The sequence below is a fragment of the Streptococcus sp. SR4 genome, from assembly GCF_000517725.1.
Taxonomy (GTDB): domain Bacteria; phylum Bacillota; class Bacilli; order Lactobacillales; family Streptococcaceae; genus Streptococcus; species Streptococcus salivarius_F.
Window position 1 is genome coordinate 271,452 of sequence record NZ_AZYW01000068.1, and the last position, 22,539, is coordinate 293,990.

General features: G+C 42.1%; 17 protein-coding genes. 1 reads left to right on the forward strand and 16 read right to left on the reverse strand.

Annotated features, from left to right (window positions below):
- Window positions 1–221: 221 nt before the first annotated feature.
- The 14 genes from HMPREF1519_RS09085 to HMPREF1519_RS09150 all read right to left on the reverse strand — a co-directional run bounded on the left by HMPREF1519_RS09085 (window position 222) and on the right by HMPREF1519_RS09150 (window position 13,991).
- Window positions 222–1,565, reverse strand: a complete 1,344-nt coding sequence (locus tag HMPREF1519_RS09085) for a DEAD/DEAH box helicase (RefSeq protein ID WP_002884262.1) — start codon at window positions 1,563–1,565, stop codon at window positions 222–224.
- Window positions 1,566–1,638: 73 nt separating this feature from the next.
- Entirely contained in the window at window positions 1,639–2,661 is a 1,023-nt protein-coding gene (mraY, locus tag HMPREF1519_RS09090) for a phospho-N-acetylmuramoyl-pentapeptide-transferase (protein ID WP_014632644.1), read from the reverse strand.
- Between the two features lies 1 nt (window position 2,662).
- Window positions 2,663–4,930, reverse strand: coding sequence for a penicillin-binding protein PBP2X (gene pbp2x / locus HMPREF1519_RS09095; protein ID WP_037611934.1), 2,268 nt, complete (start codon window positions 4,928–4,930; stop codon window positions 2,663–2,665).
- 3 nt (window positions 4,931–4,933) lie between these two features.
- Window positions 4,934–5,254, reverse strand: coding sequence for a cell division protein FtsL (gene ftsL / locus HMPREF1519_RS09100; protein ID WP_002891750.1), 321 nt, complete (start codon window positions 5,252–5,254; stop codon window positions 4,934–4,936).
- 2 nt (window positions 5,255–5,256) lie between these two features.
- On the reverse strand, window positions 5,257–6,207 hold the full coding sequence (gene rsmH, locus HMPREF1519_RS09105; RefSeq protein ID WP_037611936.1) for a 16S rRNA (cytosine(1402)-N(4))-methyltransferase RsmH: 951 nt from the start codon (window positions 6,205–6,207) through the stop codon (window positions 5,257–5,259).
- 113 nt (window positions 6,208–6,320) lie between these two features.
- On the reverse strand, window positions 6,321–7,397 hold the full coding sequence (locus HMPREF1519_RS09110; protein WP_037611937.1) for a hypothetical protein: 1,077 nt from the start codon (window positions 7,395–7,397) through the stop codon (window positions 6,321–6,323).
- Between the two features lie 30 nt (window positions 7,398–7,427).
- Window positions 7,428–7,871: a Wzz/FepE/Etk N-terminal domain-containing protein gene (locus tag HMPREF1519_RS09115; protein WP_037611938.1), complete on the reverse strand. Its 444-nt coding sequence runs from the start codon at window positions 7,869–7,871 to the stop codon at window positions 7,428–7,430.
- Between the two features lie 141 nt (window positions 7,872–8,012).
- A complete protein-coding gene (locus tag HMPREF1519_RS09120) occupies window positions 8,013–8,411 on the reverse strand; it encodes a DUF805 domain-containing protein (RefSeq protein ID WP_037611939.1) in 399 nt (132 codons plus the stop codon).
- Window positions 8,412–8,510: 99 nt separating this feature from the next.
- Window positions 8,511–8,909, reverse strand: coding sequence for a DUF805 domain-containing protein (locus tag HMPREF1519_RS09125; protein ID WP_021143652.1), 399 nt, complete (start codon window positions 8,907–8,909; stop codon window positions 8,511–8,513).
- Window positions 8,910–9,008: 99 nt separating this feature from the next.
- Window positions 9,009–9,401 carry a DUF805 domain-containing protein gene (locus HMPREF1519_RS09130; protein WP_037611941.1) on the reverse strand — a complete coding sequence of 131 codons (393 nt, stop codon included), beginning with the start codon at window positions 9,399–9,401 and terminating at the stop codon, window positions 9,009–9,011.
- A 91-nt stretch (window positions 9,402–9,492) separates the two neighbouring features.
- Window positions 9,493–10,743, reverse strand: coding sequence for a glutamate-5-semialdehyde dehydrogenase (locus HMPREF1519_RS09135; RefSeq protein WP_037611943.1), 1,251 nt, complete (start codon window positions 10,741–10,743; stop codon window positions 9,493–9,495).
- 1 nt (window position 10,744) lies between these two features.
- A complete protein-coding gene (gene proB / locus HMPREF1519_RS09140; RefSeq protein ID WP_004183407.1) occupies window positions 10,745–11,548 on the reverse strand; it encodes a glutamate 5-kinase in 804 nt (267 codons plus the stop codon).
- Between the two features lie 119 nt (window positions 11,549–11,667).
- A complete protein-coding gene (locus HMPREF1519_RS09145) occupies window positions 11,668–13,257 on the reverse strand; it encodes an ABC transporter permease (protein ID WP_037611946.1) in 1,590 nt (529 codons plus the stop codon).
- A gap of 2 nt (window positions 13,258–13,259) precedes the next feature.
- The gene (locus HMPREF1519_RS09150) at window positions 13,260–13,991 is read right to left on the reverse strand and encodes an ABC transporter ATP-binding protein (RefSeq protein WP_037611948.1); all 732 of its coding nucleotides are present in this window, start codon (window positions 13,989–13,991) and stop codon (window positions 13,260–13,262) included.
- A 274-nt stretch (window positions 13,992–14,265) separates the two neighbouring features.
- Here HMPREF1519_RS09150 and HMPREF1519_RS09155 point away from each other — a divergent pair, with 274 nt between their 5' ends.
- Complete coding sequence (locus HMPREF1519_RS09155) at window positions 14,266–14,997, forward strand: DUF554 domain-containing protein (protein ID WP_037611950.1); 732 nt, start codon at window positions 14,266–14,268, stop codon at window positions 14,995–14,997.
- A gap of 353 nt (window positions 14,998–15,350) precedes the next feature.
- Here the strand turns inward: HMPREF1519_RS09155 and addA are convergent, their stop codons facing one another.
- Window positions 15,351–19,004: a helicase-exonuclease AddAB subunit AddA gene (gene addA, locus HMPREF1519_RS09160; RefSeq protein ID WP_037611952.1), complete on the reverse strand. Its 3,654-nt coding sequence runs from the start codon at window positions 19,002–19,004 to the stop codon at window positions 15,351–15,353.
- Entirely contained in the window at window positions 18,994–22,314 is a 3,321-nt protein-coding gene (gene rexB, locus HMPREF1519_RS09165) for an ATP-dependent nuclease subunit B (protein WP_037611966.1), read from the reverse strand. Before rexB ends, addA begins: the two co-directional genes overlap by 11 nt.
- Window positions 22,315–22,539: the final 225 nt, after the last annotated feature.

Below are 22,539 nucleotides of genomic sequence, written 5' to 3' on the forward strand. Positions count from 1 at the left end.
TATACTGAGACTTGTCGCTGTGATAATGACGACTAAGACTTTGTAGTCATAAGCGTTGGGAAGTTTTGAGACCTTAGGCTCAAAAGAAAAATATATCTTCAAACTAAATAAGGTCTTTTGAGTTTCCAAAAAGTTTGATAATAATCAAAAAAGCTGAAACACTTTGGTTTCAACCTTTTGAATTTTTAAATTAAAATTTGCTCTCACCTAGAAGCCAATGCTTAGAAGCTTTGCTTCTTAGCTTTACGCTCAGCACGCCCCTTAGCACGGTTAGCCGCACGACGTTCACGTTTGCGTTTTTCGTCAACCTTCCACTGAATTTTCTTCTTGTAGCCAGGCTTGATTTTTTTCTTTTTCTTCTTAACCAAACCAATCATTTCCGTATCAAGTTTTTGATAGGCTTTTTCACGGTTGGCACGACGGTCACGGTCATAAGTATCTTGAAACTCACCGTCCTTATAGACTTTCGGCTCAAAGGTAATCCCCATCTTTTCAAGCTCACGAATATCTGAGTCGTCACTTGGTTGATAAAGGGTGATGGCTGTTCCTGACAAACCATTACGTCCTGTACGCCCTACACGGTGAACAAAGAAGGACAAGTCTTGAGGGATAGCATCATTGATAACATGGCTAACTCCTTCAATATCAATCCCACGCGCTGCAAGGTCAGTCGCTACAATGTACTCAAAATCAAGCTTCTTGACTTGATTCATGATACGCTTACGTTCACGTGGTGGAATACCTCCATGAATTTTGGCAACCTTAAGACCATTTGACACTAGGTAGCTGTGCAAATCGTCAGCACGTTCCTTGGTATTAACGAAAATCATTGCCAGATATGGCTGCATTCCCTTAAGCATCTCAAGAATCTGTTCATTCTTGTTTCGCCCCTTGGTAGATACCAACCAGTTATCAATGGTATCTGCAATAACTGTTGAAGTTTTGATTTGTTCCATGACTGGATTAGTCAAATACTTCTTCAAGAATGGCTGCAATTTTTGAGGAATGGTTGCTGAGAAGACCAAAATTTGAACTTCCTTAGGCAGACTTGCCGCAATCTTGTCCACAGTATCCAAGAATCCCATGTCCATGGTCATATCAGCTTCATCAACAACAAAGGTATGGGCCTTGTGGATAGCCAAGTCACCAGATTTAACTAGGTCATAGATACGCCCTGGTGTCCCGATAACAATATGAGGTTGGGCTACCTTGAGTTTCTCAATCTGACGTTGCTTGTCTGTACCACCCACATAATTGACTACACGAATTTCAGTATCAGAGTGTTTGGCAATCTGTTTTGTCGCTTGGTAAATTTGTGTCGCCAATTCACGTGATGGCGCTGTGATAACAACTTGAACATCACCACTCTTTGGATTGAGCTTCTCAAAAATTGGCAAGAGGAAAGTATGTGTTTTCCCTGAACCCGTCTTTGATTCACCCACTAAATCACGGCCTGAACGGACTACAGGAATCAATTTCTGTTGAACAGGTGTTGGCTCCTTAAACTTAATCTCGTCAAGAGCCTCCTGAATAAATGTTTTAAAATTAAAATCTTTAAATGACATGTTTATTTACTTCTTTTCTATCTAGTCTATCCCTATCATTATAACAAAAAAAGAGCATTTCTGCTCCTTTCATTTATTTCATAACGTTTCCAAGAACCATCCAAAGGGTAATGGCACTTGCAAGTGCTCCAACTGCCCAAAGGAAAGCATCAACCTTCCACTCTGACCATTTGTCGCCCTTACCTGAAAGACCTCCCAATTCGAGGTGATGGTGGAATGGTGTCATACGGAAGATACGACGACCTTCTCCATACTTACGCTTAGTGTATTTGAAATAGCTGACCTGTAGCATGACAGAAGCTGTCTCAAAGACATAAACCACACCAATCAAGAGTAGGGTCCATTCTACACGTAGGGCAATAGAGATAACCGCAAGCATAGCCCCAAGTGACAAGGAACCGACATCTCCCATAAAGACCTTGGCTGGCTTGTGGTTAAAGACGAAGAAGCCAAGAAGTGCCCCAATCATAGTGATAATGATAGTCAAGATAGCGAACTCACCCTTGACAAAAGCAATAATCCCATAGGCAATCAAGCTGATAACTACAGAGATAGAAGCTAAACCATCAATACCGTCTGTCAAGTTCACTGCATTTGAGAAACCAACAATCCAGAATAGGACAAAGAGAACATAAAAGACACCGAGGTGAATGGTTAATCCACCAATAGCTAGGCTATCTGTCCCACTAGGGAGTACGTGGATAAAGTAGAAAAGCAAACCCGCAATAATCTGCAAGGCCATCTTTTGCCAAGGTTTAAGTCCCTCATTGATTTGACGGAAAATCTTAAGGAAATCATCAAGGAAACCGATGATTCCATAAATCAAAATCACAAAGAGAATCCCTACTGTGGCACCATAGGCTTGGTGCCCCTCGCTAAAGACGTGGAAGTTGAAAATCAAGCTAACCAAGATGGCAACCACTAGGAAGACTGTCCCTCCCATAGTTGGCGTCCCAGCCTTAGCCAGATGCTGCTTCACATCTTCATGCATTTGTTGGCCACCGATTTTCTTGATTTTGTAGTAAGTAATAAAGTGAGGCATAGCGAGCACCGTCAACACAAAGGCGGCCACGCCTGCTATCAGACTCATAGTCATCTTAGTCTCCTAAAGTAATGGTAATCTTCTTGGTTTTAGACAGGGCTTTTCCTGCCGCAACACTTTGTTTGGTAACAGTCCCTGACTTGCCACCCTTGTAAGTAATTTTAATACCTTTCCATTTGGCAAAGGTTTCAACGTTCTTCTTGGTCCAACCATACATGTCTGGAAGTTCTGTGAAGTCATTGGTCATGATAAGAATCTGTTCATTAGCCTTAATATTGGCTTTGGCATCTACAGAAACCTTCTCAATCTTATCACCAACACCCAAAACAATCGGATGAATCAAGTTTTGACGAAGGGTGTTAGCTGTCTCACCTGGACGCTTACCGATAATATCGCCAGTTTGATAGCTCGTTTCTTCGGTCTTTTCACTACCTTCAGAAACAGAAGTATCTAGGGTGTCTCCCATAGACATGGCTTCTTCCAAAATCGGGTTAACCACAGTCGCATAGAAATTATTATCCCAGGTCTTAGGCTCTTGAACAGTCACATACATGATGTATTCTGGATCATCTGCAGGAACCATGGCCACAACTGAGTTGAGAGTTTCATTGGAACCAACCTTATACGTTCCAGTCTTTTCATCGGCAACTTGGGCCGTACCAGACTTAACCGCTACATCATAGTTACCAACCTTGATAATAGGTGCCCCTTCAGATTTATTGTAAAGGGTACCGAACTCTGGATCCGTACCAACGGAAATCATATAGTTACGCGTTTCAGAGGCAGCCTGCTTAGGAACTGGCTTACCGATAACTTCCTTCTTAGCTGTACGAGCTGTACCTTGGTTAACATCGGCAACTTGTTTGATAAATTGAGGTTCCAACATGATACCGTTGTTTGAAATGGCGGTAAAGGCTCGAAGCATTTGGACCTGAGTCACTGAAATCCCTTGTCCGAAGGATGATTGTGCTATATTAACAGAGTTTCGAGAGACAACCCCTGAAGATTCACCGACCATCCCAAAACGGGTTGGAAGACCAAATTTGTAAAGAGATAAGTAGTTAGACCAAACTTTGTCTCCCATCTCTTGTTCTAACATGGTCATACCAACGTTACTTGAATAAGAGAACCCTTGGGCAAATGACATGGTACGACCTGTTGATATACCTTCATTGATTGACCAGTCATTAATTTCAACGTCGTCAACCTTAATACCATTAGCATTACTGAAGGTCGCATTCGGGTTGAAGCTTCCATTGTTAATAGCAGCTGACACGAGCATGACCTTCATGGTTGAACCAGGCTCATACTGGGCTTCGTAAAGACGGTTAACCCAGTCATAGTTCTTCTTAGCCTGTCCTTCAAGGGTATCAGAATTATAGGTCGGACGTTGTGTCGTCGCAAGAATCTCACCTGTCTTAGCATTAACAACTGTCGCTGAAGCATTTACCCCTTGCGTCTGCTCCATAAAGGTATCCATCTGCGTTTCTAGGAAGGTTTGAAGAGGTGCTGACAAGGTTGTATAGATGTTCTTACCATCAATAGCTTCCTTGGTAATGGTTTCCGTACCTAGAAGCGTGTTACCGTTTTTATCCTTCTCATAGATGGCTTCACCATCTGTCCCAGTTAAGAGGCTATTGAGCGAGCGCTCCAAACCAGTTTGACCAATCAAAGAATAAGAGCCGTCTTTTTTATTTTCAACAGCTTCAGCACGACCAAGAAACTCTGACGCGAAGGTTCCATTAGGATACATTCGTGACGTTGTTGCTTCAAAGGCCATCCCCTTAATTCCCGCATCTTTAAAGGCTTTTTCTAGTTCTTCTTTAACAGAGTAGGTAATTCCCTTCCCCTTTAGTCCAAAGGAAACCTGGTAGGCACCCTTAGTACGCAATTGGGCCAAGGAATCACTCTTTTCAATTCCTAGCTTATCCTTTAAAATATCAGCAACCTTGTCAAACTGACTATCTTGGACATAGAGTTTTTCTTGAGTCGCTGACACATAGCTGGTCGACACGATAGCGTAAATGGCATAACTGGTTGAATCCTCAGCCAAAACATTTCCATTTCGGTCGTAAATTGTCCCACGCTTGGCAGCCACTGTGGTCTTAGTGTTATAAGATTTAGCAGCCTGCGTCGACAAATCGACACCAAACTTACTGTCTGTCCCGATAATCACCACAAAGTTGATAATAAAGACGAAAAAGATAAAGATGCTGAGAACCATAAGGTTCTGACCAACGTGCTGTCGATTCTGGGCTGGCTTTCGCCTATCCCTAACGACATAGTTTAGAAATAAATGTTTAAGTTTTCTTAATCTGTTCATTGGTTACTTCACACTCTTAATACTATCGTTATTAATAGACAGGCCTGCCTTATTAGCAATCTCTTTAATACGGTCAGAGTTAGTCAACTCATTAACCGCCTGCTTAGCATTGTTAAGCTCTGTTTTTTCATCACTAATCTTGCTATTAAGGTCTGTGATTTGTTGCTTGATAGCCTGATTACGCCCTTGTAAAAATACAACAGCGATACTCATCACAATAGCTGTCAAAACAATTGCCGAATAGAAAGCCTTTTCCATACGCGTCATAAAACGAATATGGTTTCTAATGGCTCTATTAACAATCTGATGTTCCTTATTTTCCATAATTATTTCCTGATTTTTTTAGCCACACGCAATTTAGCAGAATGCGAGCGGTTGTTAGCTTCTAATTCTTCCTGACTAGGTAGGATTGGCTTACGATTAACTAAGGCTACCTTAGGTTGGAGGTCTTCAGGAATAAAGGGTAGACCTTTAGGCACATCTACCGTACTGGCTTCCTTGAAAAGCTGTTTAGTCAATCGATCCTCCAAGGAATGGAAGGTAATGACCGAAATACGACCATCTACAGCAAGTAAATCCAAGGCCTCTTGAATAGATTCATCCGCAGCACCAAGTTCATCGTTCACTTCGATTCGAATAGCTTGGAAGATTTGTTTGGCTGGATGACCCTTCTTCTTTAATTCCTTAGCAGGCTTAGCTGATTTAATGATTTCTGCCAGTTCCGTCGTCGTCTCGATAGGTTTTACCTGACGCGCTTGCTCAATCTTACGTGCAATTTGTTTAGAGAACTTGTCCTCACCATACTTGAAGAAAATACGCACCAAATCGTTGTAAGGATAGGTATTGACCACATCATAAGCGGTCAAGCTCGCCTCCTCATTCATGCGCATATCCAGCTTGGCATCCTGTTTATAGGAGAAACCACGCTCACGCTCATCCAACTGTGGGCTAGAGACACCCAAGTCATAGAGAATGCCGTCAATTTCAGACACCCCCAAGGCTTCAAGGTTGGACTTGAGATTACGGAAATTATCCTTGATGAAAGTCACCATGCCCTTATCAATATAGTCCTTAAGACGCACTTGAGCATTATCAATAGCCTTTTGGTCCTGATCAAAGCAGTACAAATGACCCTTTTCAGATAATTGCGACAAAAGATAAGACGAATGTCCTGCGCCACCCAAGGTCGCATCAACATAGATGCCGTCGCGCTTGATATCAAGCATATCAACAGTTTCGTGTAAAAGAACGGTTACATGGTGAAATTCATTAGTCATAACTTTTATTATAGCACAAGAATGGAGAAATTGTCTCGTTCTGTAAGTTGACAGGATAGTAAAAAAGCCAGACCCAAGGCCTGACTCTTTAGTTCCTATATCATTTGATAAGATTAATCCACTCTGTAAAAATAACTTTCCTCAGAAGGCATCCCATTCGTCGCTAGGATACGGTCTTTACTGTTATCCCCCGCATCACTCCCATCACTAATCCCTTTGGGACATAGCCGAATTGGTGTATTACCTGTTGGATTGGAATCAACATAAGTTAAGCTATAGATACCTGACACATATTGATTGGATGAGACTTTGTCTATAGGGTAAGTAGAACCCCAGAGATTCAACTGTCCATCCGAAGTAATGGTAATAGTCTGTCCATTTGAAGATTTCCATGTCCCTACAGCTGATTTGTAGTTGCCGTTTTTGAGTTCATCAGGCTTGAGGGCTGTTGAACTTGTTTGAGTTTGTGACGCTGCGCTAGAACTACTATTAGTAGAGGCACTGCTCAGATCCTTCCAATCCCAATTCGAAAGATCAGCCTTCTCTGCACCCGAATCACTGTCATCTTTTACAAGAGATTGACCATCACTACTAAAGTGGTAGCCAGAACCACCACCAGCCATAGCACCAGCACTACCATAGTAGCTAAAGGTGTTATCCTTGAGGTAGGCCAAAGTCATGCGCTCACCCAACATGCCCAGTTGTGGACCTTCTGTCAGACGAATCACCTGACCACTATCCTTAGAGATAGTGTAAATATCCGTAATCATATGCTCTTTAAAAAGTTTCCCCGGCTTAAAAGCAAGAATCAACTCATCAACACCATTGCCATCCAAATCATGGTAAGTATAAACCGTTGAGGCAGGACTTGTTTGAGAATTAGCATAGGTCACAACGAGAGAATTAAGCGAGGCATCCGTTTGATTGTTAGCCACAGCCGTTTGGTACTTACTAATGATGCTATCATAGGCAGAGGTATCTACCTTTTTCTCTTGACTAGAGCTTGAGCTAGTACTTGTGCTAGAGCTTGAGCTAGTACTTGTGCTAGAGCTTTCACTACTACTTGATTGTGACTGCTCTACTGATGAAGATGAAGTCGTCGCAGTCAAGCCATTTTGCTGGTTTGAACAAGCTGCTAATAGGACTAAACTAGATAATCCTGTTACTAATGCTAAAACTTTATTTTTCATTTCTAATCCTAAATTCCTTTTCTCTAACCCTTATTCTGTTGTCCCAGAGCTAACATCTGCGCTGTAGGCAGGTGCTGTATAGCTTGAAGACTCACTATGTGACTCTGTATAAGTTGTTGGTGGCACATAGTTATATTGGGGCGCTTGATAAGTCTCTTGTGCTGAAGATGGTATTGGCGTTGACGCTACCGCAGGAGTAGAGCTTGCCTCTGTCTGACTAGCTACTTCTACCGTTGAGCTTGCTGATGACGATTCACTTGAGGTTGAAGAAGATGACGAAGAACTTGAGCTCGATGACTTAGATGAAGCCTTGGGTTTACTAGACGATGACTGTTTAGTGGCTACCTTGACTTGGACCTTTGCATGATTGTGTGCAGGTTGCAAAAAGACAATTGCCAAAGCCAAAAGAATAGCCGGTAGAGTAAATGCCAAAATAAGGTAACGTTTTTCTTTTAAATGACGAAGTAGTTTCATAGAATATTCACATTTCTTAAATATATTTTTAGTATCGATTAGTCTCAGATAAGATTATATCAGAAATATTAAAATGTGCAACATTAACATAAAGCTTTTTTGACATCAGAAAAACCAACTTAAAGAGTTGGTTGATTGTCATTATTGCTGTGGATTATTGAAGTTGTTGAATGGGTATTCCACTTTAGTTGGCTTACATAGCAAAACAATTAGGATAATCCAACCTACAAATGGGATAAATGTAACAAAAATATACGGCCAATTGTAGCCAGCATCACGCAAACGACGAACCGTTAGAGCAATACTAGGTAAAAACGCAGCAACACCATAGGCAAAAAAGATGAGTAGTAAAATAACTGAAATAGTAAATACATCCATTGATCCTGTTGCAGATAGTATTCTTTCAAACACTCCATCGAGCAATAAATAAGCAAAGAAAATCAATACATGTGCCGAAAATGCAAACCAGTAATCTGAAGGTGTTGAACGGCCCGTAAAATCATCATAGCCCTTCCAAAATTTTTTGTAGGCTTCAATCATAATAAAATCCCCCTTGTTTATGTTACTCTCAGTATAACAAGAGAAGAGAAGCTTGACAAATCAACTAAAAAACAGCCTAGCCAGGCTGTTAAGTCATTATTATTGCTGTGGATTATTGAAGTTGTTAAATGGATACTCAACTTTAGTTGGTTTACATAGTAAAACAATGAAGATAATGGGACCTACAAATGGAATAAATGTAACAAAAATATACGGCCAATTGTAGCCAGCATCACGTAAACGGCGAACTGTTACAGCAAGACCAGGTAAGATGGCAGCAACACCAAAGGCAAAAAAGATAAATAGGATGATGAATGAAATAACAGCAAAAAAGCTTGATTCTGTAGCACCTGCAATGCCTCCAAAGATTGCCAGCAACACATAAAAAGCAATAACTGTTAACATATTTGCCAAATATGCAAACCAGTAATCTGAACGTGTTGAACGTCCCTCAAAATCTACGTAGCCCTTCCAAAACTTCTTATAAGCTTCGATCATAATAAAATCTCCTCATTTTTTGATACTTATAGTATAGCAATAAAAAAAGAATTTGACAAATTGACTAAAAAACAGCCATACTAGGCTGCTAAATACTTATTATTGTTGTGGATTATTGAAATTATTAAATGGGTATTCCACTTTAGTTGGCTGACAGAACAAAATTAAAAGTACAATCCCACCTATCACAAAGGCAAAACGTAAAAAAATCAAAGCCCAGTGATAGCCTGCATCACGCAAGCGACGAACTTGAAGAGCAATAGATGGGATAAAACTAGCAGGAAAATAGGTCATTACAAGCAGATACAGTAAGGTGAGAATAACATGGTAAGGACTATCGGGACTATCAAAAACAATTACAACTATAAGTATGCTAAATAAAATGATAGTTACAATCGTATTCGCTAAAACTACCAACCAATAGTCTGAGCGGCTTGAACGTCCTGTAAAATCGAAATAGCCCATCCAATACTTCTTATAAGCTTTAAACATGACAAAATCTCCTCATTCTTGATACCCCCAGTATATCAGAAGCTTTATACTCTAGCAAATAGACCAAAAAGCCCCATGAGGAGCTTTTTGTTTATTCTCTAATTTGACCTCGGCCGTTGATATAGAACTTAGTTGAGGTTAGGGCCTCAAGTCCCATTGGGCCACGGGCGTGCATTTTTTGGGTTGAGATTCCGATTTCAGCACCTAATCCAAAGACGAAGCCATCTGTGAAGCGGGTTGAGGCATTAACATAGACAGCTGCAGCGTCTACGTCGTCTTGGAATTGCTCCGCACGACTGATATCCTGAGTTACGATAGCCTCTGAATGCGATGTTGTGTAGGTATTAATCCAATCAATGGCATCATCAAGGCTGTCTACCACTTTGACAGACATGATATAGTCAAGAAATTCTGTCGCAAAATCTTCTGGTGAAGCTGGTACGGCTTTTTCCATAAGTTTCAAAGCCTTTTCATCCGCACGGAATTCAACAGCCTGAACTTTTGAAATAGCTTTTTCCAAGTTAGGCAAGAAGTCTTCCGCAATATCAGCATGAACGACGAGAGATTCTGCAGCATTACAAACACTTGGTCGTTGGGTTTTGGCATTGATAACAATCTGTGTCGCCATATCTAAGTCAGCATATTTATCCACATAAATATGACAGTTCCCAACACCCGTTTCGATGACAGGAACCTTGGCTTTTTCTTTAACCGTTTGGATGAGACGGGCTCCACCACGAGGGATGAGCAAGTCTACATACTTGGTCGCCGCCATGAGTTCTTCTGCTACCTCATGAGAGGTGTCTTCAACCAGCTGAACAGCATTTGCTGTGATACCTGCATTTTCCAAAGCCTTACGGGCTACTGTAACCAAGGCCTTGTTGGAATTGATGGCATCACGTCCTCCTCGGAGAATGATAGCATTATTGGTTTTAAAGGCAAGGCTAAAGGCATCGATTGAGACATTGGGACGGCTCTCAAAAATCATAGCGATAACACCCATAGGAACACGCTTTTGAACGATTTTGAGACCATCCAGATTCGTATAGCCACGAACCACTTGACCGATTGGGTCCTGAAGATCTGCCACCTGACGGACACCCTCAGCAATCCCTGCAATACGGTCTTCCGTTAAGAGCAAACGGTCTTGCATAATCTCTGAAATACCATTTTCCTTGGCATTTGCCATATCCTTAGCATTTTCAGTGATAATATAGGCACTCTCAGCTACTAGAGCTTTAGCTACCTGATTTAGAAGGTCGTTTTTAGCTGCTGTTGATAATTTAGCAATCTGACGACCTGCCACCTTGGCCTGTTGGCCTAGTGTATCGATATATGTCATCTTAGTCCTCCTGTTTAAAGAGTGTACCAATCTTGGCTCCTTCTAGGACACGAAGGATGTCACGTGGATTTTCACCATTCATCAAAACCATTTGGCTATGATTTTCAAAAACCATCTGGGCGGATTTAATCTTACTCATCATACCACCCGTACCAAATTTACTACCGGCACCACCAGCTGAGGCCAGAATTTCCTCGGTAATCTCTGGGACATAGCTACGAAGGGTTGCATCCTCATAGACATTTGGGTTCTTATCAAAGAGCCCATCAATATCTGACAGCATGATGAGTAGGTCTGCACCAACAATCTTAGCAACGATAGCAGACAAGCGGTCATTGTCTCCAAACTTAGTCGCATGATCCATTTCATCTACGCTGACAGCGTCATTTTCATTCACAACTGGGACAACCCCAAGCTCGAAGAGGCTCTCAAAAGCATTGATGGCATTGGCCAAACTCTCGGGATACTCAACCACATCACGCGTCAAAAGCAACTGAGATACCTTGGTCTGATAATGTGAAAAGACCTGAGAATATAGGCTCATCATAGCCACCTGTCCTACACTTGAGACAGCCTGTTGCTTACCGACTTCAGCCGGTCGCTTGTCTAGGTCTAGGACATTGAGACCAAAGCCCATGGCACCAGAGGATACGAGGACAACCTCAATACCTTTATTATGCAAGCTAGAAATGACAAAAGCTAATTGATCGATTTTTTCAAGATTAATTTTCCCTGATGGTAAAACCAGAGAACTAGTCCCGATTTTGATAACCAGGCGTTTTACTGAGTCAAAATTTCGTTTCATGTTTATGATTATACACTAAATTCAGGTATTTTAACATATATAATGCATAAGTTTACATATTAAGGATTTTCAGTAAAAAAGAACCCCTCCAATCGGAGAGACTCTTTAAACAGTTTGTTCTAGGCAAAAAACATGGCTCTAATACGTTTCCAACGTCTGCGATCAACAAAGAGATAAACGATTAGGACAACTAAAGCTATAAGCCCAGATACTATAGCATTAACTACTAGGGCAATCCAGAACTTGCTTGCAAAGAAGACAATACCTCCTAGCAAGGCAGCGATGAAAATTGTAAGAATAAAGATACCCATATAGAGCCACTGTCCGCCACCTCGATTGAAGAGCTGGGTAACTTCCTGCCAATTCACTTCCAACAATTTAAGGTCACGTTCAAAGTAATAGCCACCTACAAGATAGGTTGTTACGAGAAAACCAAGAGTGAAACTTGCTACCAAAATAGGATGGAGATGTGCAAGGAAGATTAAACCAAGTCCTCCTAGTAAGAGGGATACACCGACTTGCAAGGCATAGAAAATCCAAAACTTTTGACGAAGATAGTCACCCGTATTAATTGGTAGGCTACGAATAAAGTCAAAGTTTGTCCCCTCTAAGGATGTTGCTACACCAAGAAAACTTGTTGGTTGAGCTGAAAAGAAACCAAAGGCAATTCCGACCAAAAGCAGGAGTCCGAAATAGTCTGGGCCCAGATCTTTCAAAAATACCGCACCCCCACCTAACATGATCATATATAAGACCGGCACCACATAGGTATTGATAATGAGGGTTGAATTCCCCAAAGTAGATAAATGATGGCGGATCAAGACCTGTCTTTGGCTTCGAGTAACAGCTTTGGCCTGAGGCTTTCTAGCCTTTTGGTTATAAATGGCTTCGTGGAAATAACGAGGCATTCTGACTTTATAAAACCAAAAGCCCAAGATAAGCACTGAGATAAGAGGAAGATAAAAATTTAGTAGGGCCTCCAGAGATAGAGGAGCAGCTACCACATCATAGTAACCTCTTAGATAAGGCAACAAAGGAAAATCGATATGTCCAGCACCCTTAACATAACCATTAAGAAAACCAACCATCATGATAGGGAACATAATCAATAGGGTTGACAGGGTCATCAAAATAGTCGAATAGAGCTTTTGACGAGAACTGCGAACAATCAGCGTTCCAATACTATTAGACAGAATCACTGAAAAAACGAGATTGATAAAGAGAGAAACGATAAAGGATAGCAGCCCCACGACTATCCCCAGTGGGCCAATAAATTGCCAGTAAGCTAGAATGAGGAGGCTAAGGATAGGTACCATGAAGGTCATCCCAACCATAGAACCTGACAAGGTCTTGGCCAAAAAGACTTCTGATGGCTTTAAGGGAAGAGGCAGATAAGCCTTGTTATCCTTACTATCGTAAAAGGTACTATAGAGAGCCGTAAAAGTCTGGAGAAGCCCCATGATTGAAAATGTCAAAAGATATAGGGTTAAGACTCCAGGATTGGCCTTATAATCGACACCTACAAAAAGATAGCTATATACAACCGTAAAAATAATTAAAATCAAGAGTTGTTGTCTAAGCATGGCATTAACGATGGAGAAATTAGCCTTTTTCTTTTTCTCCTGACGTTTCTGTAGGTTAGTTACTGCTTGAGGATTTGCATAGAGGAGATTAATTTTAAAAAGCTCCCAAACATGGTTCCAGTTCATGACTACACCTCCTCGATCTTACGTCCAGCCATTTCCAGATAAATGGTTTCCAAATCCTTGTCAGGGTACTGAGACTTAAGTTCAGCTAGAGACCCTTGGAAGATGAGTTTTCCTTTCTTCAAAATAGCAATACGATCACAGAGCTGCTCAGCTACACTTAGAACGTGGGTTGAAAAGAGCACACTATTACCCTCCTTAGCATGGTTACGCATGGCTTCTTTCAAATCATAAGATGCCTGTGGATCCAGACCAGTCAAAGGCTCATCCAAAACCCAAATCTGCGGATTAACCAGAAGAGCACCGATAACGACAACCTTCTGACGCATACCGTGAGAGAAGGAAGAAATGAGGTTATAGCGACTTTCCGTCAAGTCAAAGGTAGCCATAAGATTAGTCAAACGTTCCTCAACCTGACTAGCTTCCAAATCATAGATACGTGTCAAAAAGTACCAATAGTCATTAGCAGTTAAGTTTAAGAATAAGTCTGGTGAATCTGGCACATAAGCGATTTTTTTCTTGATAGCATCACGATGTTGGCTGAGGGCCATATCATCGACGTAAACTTCACCGTAGCTAGCTTCAATAATAGACGTCAAAATGGAAATGGTCGTAGTCTTACCTGCCCCATTGTGACCAATCAGACCAAAAATTTCCCCATCTCGAATTTCGAGGGTAAGATCTGAGAGAGCATCTTTATCTTCATAACGTTTCGTTACGTGTTCAAAACGAATCATCTTTTATCCTTTCTTGAGAATCTATTTAACAATAGTTTCATTTTACACTTTATATTAGATTATAAATTAGAGTTATTACCTTGTTTTTTATGAACAATACTCTAAGAACACTGGCAATAGATTTAGATAAGGCTATTTCCTTACCTTCTCATTTATTGTATCACTTCAAAGGTACAATTTCAATAAAACGTTTGTAAAAACGAGACAATTTTGCATTCGATCTTTGATAATGCTAAACTTATAGTATTTAGAATAAATAGGAGGAAAATCACTGGTGCCAACTGGAATTATCATCAACTCGCTATCTATTATCTTAGGAGGAATCGCTGGAGGACTCTTCGGGGACTATCTCAGAGACGATTTCAAGGACAACCTTAACCTTATCTTTGGCCTAGCCTCTATGGTTATGGGGATTAGTGCTATTATGAATATGGTTAATATGCCTGCAGTTATCTTTGCAGTAGTTATCGGTACCATCATCGGGCTGGCCCTAAAGTTTGGGAACCTCATCAACAAGGGAGCTGGGCTTATGGAAAAAGGCTTGTCCAAGATTACACCAAGCAAACAAACAAGGTTAGCTCACGATGAGTTTTATGCGCAGCTCTTGACAGTTATCGTCCTTTTTTGTGCAAGTGGTACAGGAATTTATGGGAGCCTTGAGTCTGGGATGACAGGTGATGCTTCCATCTTGATTTCCAAATCTATCCTAGATTTCTTTACGGCCATGATTTTCTCTTGTAGTCTAGGCTACATCGTCTCCATGATTGCCATTCCACAATTTATCGTTTTCTTCCTCCTCTTTGTGAGTGCTGGTTTCATTCTTCCTCTAACAACAAAAGCTATGATTGGTGACTTTAAGGCTTGTGGGGGCTTTCTCATGATTGCGACTGGTTTTCGTATTATGAGACTTCGCCAATTTCCAACCGCAGATATGATTCCAGCCATGATTCTGGTTATGCCGATTTCCTGGGCCTGGGTCAATTGGGTGGTGCCTTTGATTAGTTGATATTAGGATTAAAATAAACTAAAACCGTCAGTCTAATGTTGGCGGTTTATGTCTTTCTTTTATTACTATGGTGCCCTTCAACTATTAGAAAATAGTAGTATTTATTGTGTATATTTCTAATTTTTCTAACCTTGTTTAGATTAAGATGAGTCTGTTATAATAGCCCTTGTAGGCCTAAGCAACCTACAAGATACTTTTTTTCATAACTATTTCCATCCTCTAATATTTTAACGAACTTACAATACTGATGGAAATCTATCGAAAAAGGCTGGTGTGTGCACACCGGTCTTTTTTGGTGGAATTGAAAGACAAAAAACCACTCTTTCACTATGAAAGAATGGTTATGCTATAGCTTATACTTCTACAACTTCCAAGTTTTTTCCACCCAGGAGAATAAGGTATTTATCAATCTTATCTATTTGATAGGCTTGGCTGAGTGCTTTAGCATAGAGGCTCATTTGCCCTTTGTAACGTTCCTTAAGCTCACCAGGTTGAGTGAAGCGGTCTGTCTTATAGTCAAAGAGGACAATACGGTCTTCAAGAAGAAGGTAGCCATCGATGATACCACGGACGACAAAGTCTTCTTTACTAGTGGGATCTTCTGCCAACATAGCAAATGGTGCTTCACGACGCAACTTATCACGGTTAGCTAGAATGAGCTCCCCAAGTTCGGTGTCAAAGAAGCCTAGTAGCTTTTCTAACTGCAGGCGCGCCTTGACTTGATCATCTGCCGATACTCGACTCAAGGCCTGTGTCAAATCTTGGAGGGTCACCTTGTCAGAAAGACTCAAGCGTTGCATGAGTTCATGGGTGGCTGAACCAACTGCAGCTCCAGTGACCTTCGTTTTTTGCCCAAAATCTGGAAGCTCAAAGCTAGTGGATGTCTCAAGAGGTTGCACTTCCTCTTTCTTGTCCATAATATCCACCCCTTCGGTATCCATGACAGGTTCGTAGAAGGCTTTGAGCTGGCTCGGCGTACGCACAGATGGCAGGTCAATCGCTGGTGCATAAAGTTGGTTGAGCTTTTCAACACTTTCTAAGACAGTTAGGGCACGTTTAATGTCTTCCGTCTGACGATTGTTAGAGAGATCATCAGCATCTACTGCTGCTTTAACTTCAACCTGACCAATAGCCTCTGGGGTCAAGTCCTCAGCCTCAACAAAGCGAACAGTAAACTTGAGATCCTTTCTCATAAAGGCAGTATCCAAAGCCATAACCCAATCCTGATAAGTAGCGATTTGGTCACGTAGAGCTACTGGTAGGCGATTATTTTCAACATCCGTGCCAAACTGCTGGGTCAATTTTTCCTTACTGCCCTTACCAACTAGGTAGAGTTTTTTCTCTGCACGGGTCATTGCAACATAGAGCAGACGCATCTCTTCTGAGATACTTGCTCGGCGTTCTTCCCTACGATTTTCCTGGAAGGTTAAGGTTTCGAGAACAACATTTAACTTAGGCAAATTAGTGTTTACCTGGTCTTTGAGGTCAGCTAGATACTTAATGCCTAGTCCTTTTTCACGGTTTATAATGTACTTACCACTTAGTCCATCCTTGCTGTGACCAATAAACTTGCGATTCATCTGCAAGACAAAGACATACTTGAACTCTAGTCCCTTGGACTTGTGAATGGTCATGAGGCTAACAGCATTTTTGGGAACCAAGTCTGTTACTTCCTCTAGGTCGTTACCGCTAGAAATAATCTTATCAATCATACCAATAAAACGAGAAAGTCCCTTAAAGCCAGTCTTTTCATAGGCATTGGCACGCAAGGCAAGGGCGTAGAGATTGGCCTGGCGTTGCTCAGCTCGTGGTAGACTACCAACATAATCATAATAGAAGCGATCGTCGTAAATCTTCCAGATGAGGTCGTAGAGCGAGTGCCACTTACTGTAATCACGCCAATCTGATAGAGTCTCAATGAAGAGAGTCAACTTTGCCTCAAGTCCTTGCGTCACGACTTCTGGATGAAGTCCTGATTTAGTATGAGCTGCAAGAAGCTTGTCATAGAATTGTCCTTTGTCAGCCTGGACAGCAATCCGAGCCAGGTCGTCCTCGTTGAAATTAAACATAGGTGAACGAAGGAGGGCAACCAAGGCGTAGTCGTTGAGAGGATTATTGATGGCACGAAGGGTATCCAACATAATCATAACTTCTAGTGACTCTAGGTAGCTTGACTTGTACTCGTCAGGAACCAATGGAATTCCGTGCTCCTCAAAGCTTGCCATCAAGTCCAAATAGGTGTTGCGAGTTGGTGCTAGGAGGGTAATATCCTCAAAACGTACACCCTGCTCGTGAAGTTTGATGATTTCTTTGATAACCAAGGAAATCTCGCCGCTACTAATAGGTTGATCAGCACCTTCTTCGTCAGGAGTTACACTCGCTTCATCACTATTGTAAATCAGAACCTCTGTCTCATTTTCAGGATGGGGTTCTTTTTGCTTCTCGCTACCCGCTACCAGCATATGAGTCTTGTCATAGAGGATGTCCCCGATTTCCTGGTCCATGAGGTGACTGAAAACACCATTGGTCGCATCAAGAACTTCAGATTGGCTACGGAAGTTCTCTTTAAGAAGAATCAGCTTACCCACATCTGGATTTTCAAGGAAGAGCTGGAACTTGCCATTAAAAATCTGAGGGTCTGCCTGACGGAAACGATAGATGGATTGTTTGATGTCTCCCACCATGAATCGGTTGTGGCCATTAGAGAGGAGCTCCAACATGCGTTCTTGGGTATGGCTATTGTCCTGATACTCGTCTACCATCACTTCATGGTAACGGTCACGGTAGCTAGCTGCCACCTCTGGATTTTCCTCCAAAATACGGATGGCAAAATGGGCAATATCTGAGAATTCAAAAGCATTTTCCTGAATCTTTGCCTGTAAATACTGGTCCGAAAAATCAAGTACAAAGGCCTGAAGCAACTCCAAGAGAGGTAGGATGTCATCATTATGCTTGGTCAAAACCTCGAGGACCGTTAGCTGGGTATCAACCTCTCGCAACTGGGCCACAAACTCATTTTTGGTCTTGTTGTAAGCTTCCTTGTAGGCCTTTAGTTCCTCGTCTTTAGGACGGGTCATATTGGTCAAACCAGTACCTCCTGACAAAGTCAAGAGTTTTTTGAGCAAGTCCTCCATATCCGTTTGGTCATTGGCCAAGGCTCCTTCAAGAAGGCTAATGGCATCCGACACATTATTAAGATACTTAGCCTTGGCAAATTCACGCTGAGCTAGGCCTAGATGGTCTCTTAAGAAGGCTAAGAAATCAGCCAACAAGCCATCTTTGAGACCCTCTAAAAGCTCAGCTTTAGCCTTGTCTGGATTGGCCTCTGCCTGCCCTTTTAAAAGATTTTGACGTAGCCATTTTTCAGGACCTGCAGTAGCCTGAGAAAAGCTATAGACATCGTACACTAAATCACGAAAAGCCTTACTAGTCTTGCCATTTCCTGCGAAGTTGCGGACCAATTTTTGGAAAAGTTGGGCCTCCTTCCCTTGCATATAATCGTTAAAGAGATCAGCATAAACCTCATTTTTCATAAGTGTCTGCTCGGCAGGATCTGTCATAATGCGGAAAATAGGTGACACCCCCAAGAGATAGCCATACTGATTGACCAATTTCTGGGTAAAGGCATCCATGGTTCCAATATCTGCCGTCCCAATCTTGGCAATCTGGTCTGAAAGAAAGGCACGCTCTTCATCCGTCTCAACTTGTCCAAGTTGCTCTGTCAGACGCTTTTCCAGACGCTCTTTTAACTCACCCGCGGCCTTTACCGTAAAGGTTGAGATAAAGAGTTGGTCAATGCCAACGCCACGTCCAATCATATCAAGGATACGCTCAACCATGACAAAGGTTTTTCCTGATCCGGCCGAAGCTGACACAAGAATATTGCTACCATTACTGTAAATGGCCTCAATCTGCTCAGGTGTTAACTTGCGTTCCTTGTCAGAAGCTGCTTCTTGGGCAATGCGTTCCTTAATCTCTGTTGGACTTAAAAAATCTTTAGTCAACATGGTTGTCCTCCTGATCTTTTTTGTCTGCTGTCACAGCTTGATTGGTGACAAGAAAGGGGATGATATTTTCAGCAACTTGCATCTGATTATTGTCCTCGTCTTTTGTCATCAGCTCCAAATAGGCTTCCTTCTTGCCCTTACTTGGTAAACGCAAGAGTTTACGAGCCTGTCCCATGTGGCGGTCGGCCTCAAAATGAGTAATAGCCTTGATTTGATCCCCTTGAACAGACTTGCCATCCTCGGTATAAGGATTGACCGCAAAATTCCCACTTCGAATAATCTCAGCAGCATCTGTAAAGAGCTTAATATTGTAGTCTAACAAGGTTTCTAGGTCCTCCTTGTCATAGGTGACAGTCTTTTGTAAATCATAGTTTCCACCAGCCAGATGCTCTGTTTCTGAAGCCACAAAGAGCCCCTTATAGGTCAATTCCTTATGAGCCTGAGCTGCTAGCTTATCCAGACCAAACTGGACTAGGTTAAGTTGTGGGTCCTGCATGTGAAGATACATGGCACCAAAAAGCTGGTCAGCATCGACCTTATAGGTTTGTCGAAGGGCCTCCAGATAGGTCACCAATTGTGGACTGAGGCCATTGTAGAATTTCTGAATGTCAAAGACATTTTTACCTGATTTGTAGTCAACGACACCCAGAGCCCCATCCGTTAAACGGTCCACACGGTCAATAATCCCTGTAATCTTGATGCTATTTGCTAAAAGCAAGTCAAACTTGGCTTCCTCACGCTCAACCTTAACAGCCGCATTATCACGCAAAACACTGGCAGTTGATCGGGCGATATCTTCTAAAATCTGACGAGATAAGCGACTCTCTTGGTCCTCTGTATAGAGAAGTTCAAAGGGTTGTTCCTGATTGGTCTGAGCAATAGCCTTTTCCAATTTATCATCGAAGTTTTCTGACGAAGAATCACCCATGACACGCTCAAAGACACGGTGCAAGTAAGTCCCATGGTGTCGAGCATCTGGATGGATGGACTCCAACTCTTCAAGCCCCAAAACATAACGCAAGAAATAAAGATATTGGTTGTTATAGAAGGTCGTCAGAGCCGAGGCTGATAATTTCAGTGGTTCTTCCCCCGGAAAGACCAGCTGCATGACCTGATCATCAACCTTGGTCGTCGTCACATCGTCAATCACATTTGGAATCAAGACTTGGTCCTTATCAAGTCGCTTACGGAGATAACGCACCGCAACTGACCAGAAAGTCTGCGTTTCCTTGTCCAAATCAGCATCTAGATGGCTACTGTTAAGGGCGATGACAGTTGATAGAAGGTCCTTGTAGTTCCCAATCTGGTCACCCTTAGCCTCGAAACGATTACGTCCCTTTTCAACCAAAGGAAGACCAAGGTCAAGCAGCTCCTTCAAATAAACCGACATGTCATCTTGAGTCTCATTGAGAATTTGTGGCTGACTAAGCACCAATTGTTCACTAGCTGCATTAAAAAGTGACATAGCCACAAAATGCCCCCGCTGACTATTGCTCTGCGTAACAATATCCAAACTCCGGTGTTCATCCGTAGCTTCATTGATACGACTACGTTCCTCGTCAGACAGGAGACTCTTATTTTGCCCTACCTTTGGAAAATGTGACTGGGTCATGCCCAAGGCAAAAACATAAGGAGCAGAGTGTGGTTGAATCAAATCGTATTTCTTCACATTGACCACATCAACAGTAGCTGGGACCGTACGGTAATCACAGGCCAACATGCCCGAACGCAAGATAGACAAAAAGTCATCCACTGAAAGTGTTTCTTCCCCAAAGATTGTCTCAACCTGCTCCAAGAGTTGCGTGAAGGCCTTCCAGACCTGTTCATTCTGCTCTTTTTCAGCTTCACTGGCCTTGGCAGTCAAACTAGCCATCTGACTTGGCACTTGCACAGCCTCTAAAAAGACCACAAGTTTCTTGAGCAGACTAGACCCCTTCTGTTTGCGACTGTTAAGCAACTTGTCCAAGGGCTCTACCAGTTGTGATCTCAAGGTATTGAGCTGATCCAAATCATACTTATCACGACTATTAGCCGTGAAATCAGAAAGGAACTTGTGACGCCCCTTGATATCTGCAAAATTGACATAATATTCAAAAAGGTCTAAATCCTCTTGAGCAAAACCACCATAGAGACCGGATTTTACGAGATTAAGCAAATCCTCGGCACGGTAATTATAGCGCTTGATACGTTCCAGCGAATCCACAAACTGCACCAAAGGGTGGCTAGACATGGTTTCTTCCTTCCCGAAATAATAGGGAATATCAAATTTTCGGAAAATCTGCCCCACCTGAAGCTTATAACTCTCCTCATCACCTAGCAAGACCAAAATATCCTTGTAGCGCTTGCCATCCGCCAGCAACTGACGAATACTCTTGGCAACCTGAGCCACCTCTTCCTTTTGGTTGACCACTTCCCAGACCTGCAAGGCTTGCTTGTCCTGAGCAGTCAGCTGCTCATCTACCGTACTAAAATCATGACGGCTTTCCAAAAGACGGCTAATACGTGCAAAAGAAGGATTGCCCTCTTTGTCTGTCGTCACGTAGTCAGGTGTCACCTTATAAGTCTGAGCCAGAGTTCTCAGAAAATCCACTGAAGCTTGATAAACATTGCCATAGACAAAATTAGCCCTATAAGCCTTTTGACTGGCATAAGTTCCAATGACAATCTGGTGGCACTTATCATTTAAGAGGGTAACCAAAGCCTCCTCTTCAGCTGAGAAACGCGTAAAGCCATCAATGACCAGAACCGTATTACTTAGAGCCTTATCCAGATGTCCTGAGGCAATCTCTTTGAAGAAGGCACTGAGTTTTGATTGATTGTCAAAATCTCCTGCCAACAAGAGGTCTTGAGCCGCACTGAAAATCCTTACCAAATTCTCTTGTTTCTCTGCCTGATCCAAATGCTGCAAATCCAGAACCGTCATATTAGCCTGCTGCAACTCTTTGTAAAGGTCTACCAATTGATTAATAAAGTTACTATCCTTGCGCAAACGGCCATAAACCTTGAGCTCATCATCGCCCATATGCGACAACACCTTATAAAAAATCATGGCCAGACCAGTATCATCCAGCTGCGTTTTGGGGTTGCTCGTATTGAGAATAAAGTATCTCGCCATCTGAGTAAAACGAGTCACCGTAATCTCAAAGGATGCTGACTGAGGCAGGTATTCCAAGACCTTACGCTCCTTCTCAAATGACAGGGCATTAGGGGCAATATAAAAGACCCTCTTTCCCTTTTGAGCATAGCTGGTTGCCTGCTCCGTCAGAATTTCTGTTAAATCCTGAGACATATCCGTATAAAGTAATTTCATAAGACGTCCCTTTCTTGTCTCTACACCAGTCGTTAGGCTAAGCAAGAATTGCCATTCACTTAGTGCTAACAACCACTAATCCTTGCTATTATAACACAGAATGAAGCAACAATCAGACTCTTCCCTCGCCCCTATCTCCTCCAATGTCCTAAGTTCCTCACATAAGCACAAGCACCACAGCAAAGAGCCCTCCTTTATGGACCTGTAAGTAAAAAAAGAGCCAAA

Coding starts and splice junctions, on each gene's coding strand:
- HMPREF1519_RS09085 (WP_002884262.1), bottom strand. CDS start 1,565: ATGTCATTTAAAGATTTTAATTTTAAAACATTTATTCAGGAGGCTCTT.
- mraY (WP_014632644.1), bottom strand. CDS start 2,661: ATGACTATGAGTCTGATAGCAGGCGTGGCCGCCTTTGTGTTGACGGTG.
- pbp2x (WP_037611934.1), bottom strand. CDS start 4,930: ATGAACAGATTAAGAAAACTTAAACATTTATTTCTAAACTATGTCGTT.
- ftsL (WP_002891750.1), bottom strand. CDS start 5,254: ATGGAAAATAAGGAACATCAGATTGTTAATAGAGCCATTAGAAACCAT.
- rsmH (WP_037611936.1), bottom strand. CDS start 6,207: ATGACTAATGAATTTCACCATGTAACCGTTCTTTTACACGAAACTGTT.
- HMPREF1519_RS09110 (WP_037611937.1), bottom strand. CDS start 7,397: ATGAAAAATAAAGTTTTAGCATTAGTAACAGGATTATCTAGTTTAGTC.
- HMPREF1519_RS09115 (WP_037611938.1), bottom strand. CDS start 7,871: ATGAAACTACTTCGTCATTTAAAAGAAAAACGTTACCTTATTTTGGCA.
- HMPREF1519_RS09120 (WP_037611939.1), bottom strand. CDS start 8,411: ATGATTGAAGCCTACAAAAAATTTTGGAAGGGCTATGATGATTTTACG.
- HMPREF1519_RS09125 (WP_021143652.1), bottom strand. CDS start 8,909: ATGATCGAAGCTTATAAGAAGTTTTGGAAGGGCTACGTAGATTTTGAG.
- HMPREF1519_RS09130 (WP_037611941.1), bottom strand. CDS start 9,401: ATGTTTAAAGCTTATAAGAAGTATTGGATGGGCTATTTCGATTTTACA.
- HMPREF1519_RS09135 (WP_037611943.1), bottom strand. CDS start 10,743: ATGACATATATCGATACACTAGGCCAACAGGCCAAGGTGGCAGGTCGT.
- proB (WP_004183407.1), bottom strand. CDS start 11,548: ATGAAACGAAATTTTGACTCAGTAAAACGCCTGGTTATCAAAATCGGG.
- HMPREF1519_RS09145 (WP_037611946.1), bottom strand. CDS start 13,257: ATGAACTGGAACCATGTTTGGGAGCTTTTTAAAATTAATCTCCTCTAT.
- HMPREF1519_RS09150 (WP_037611948.1), bottom strand. CDS start 13,991: ATGATTCGTTTTGAACACGTAACGAAACGTTATGAAGATAAAGATGCT.
- addA (WP_037611952.1), bottom strand. CDS start 19,004: ATGTTGACTAAAGATTTTTTAAGTCCAACAGAGATTAAGGAACGCATT.
- rexB (WP_037611966.1), bottom strand. CDS start 22,314: ATGAAATTACTTTATACGGATATGTCTCAGGATTTAACAGAAATTCTG.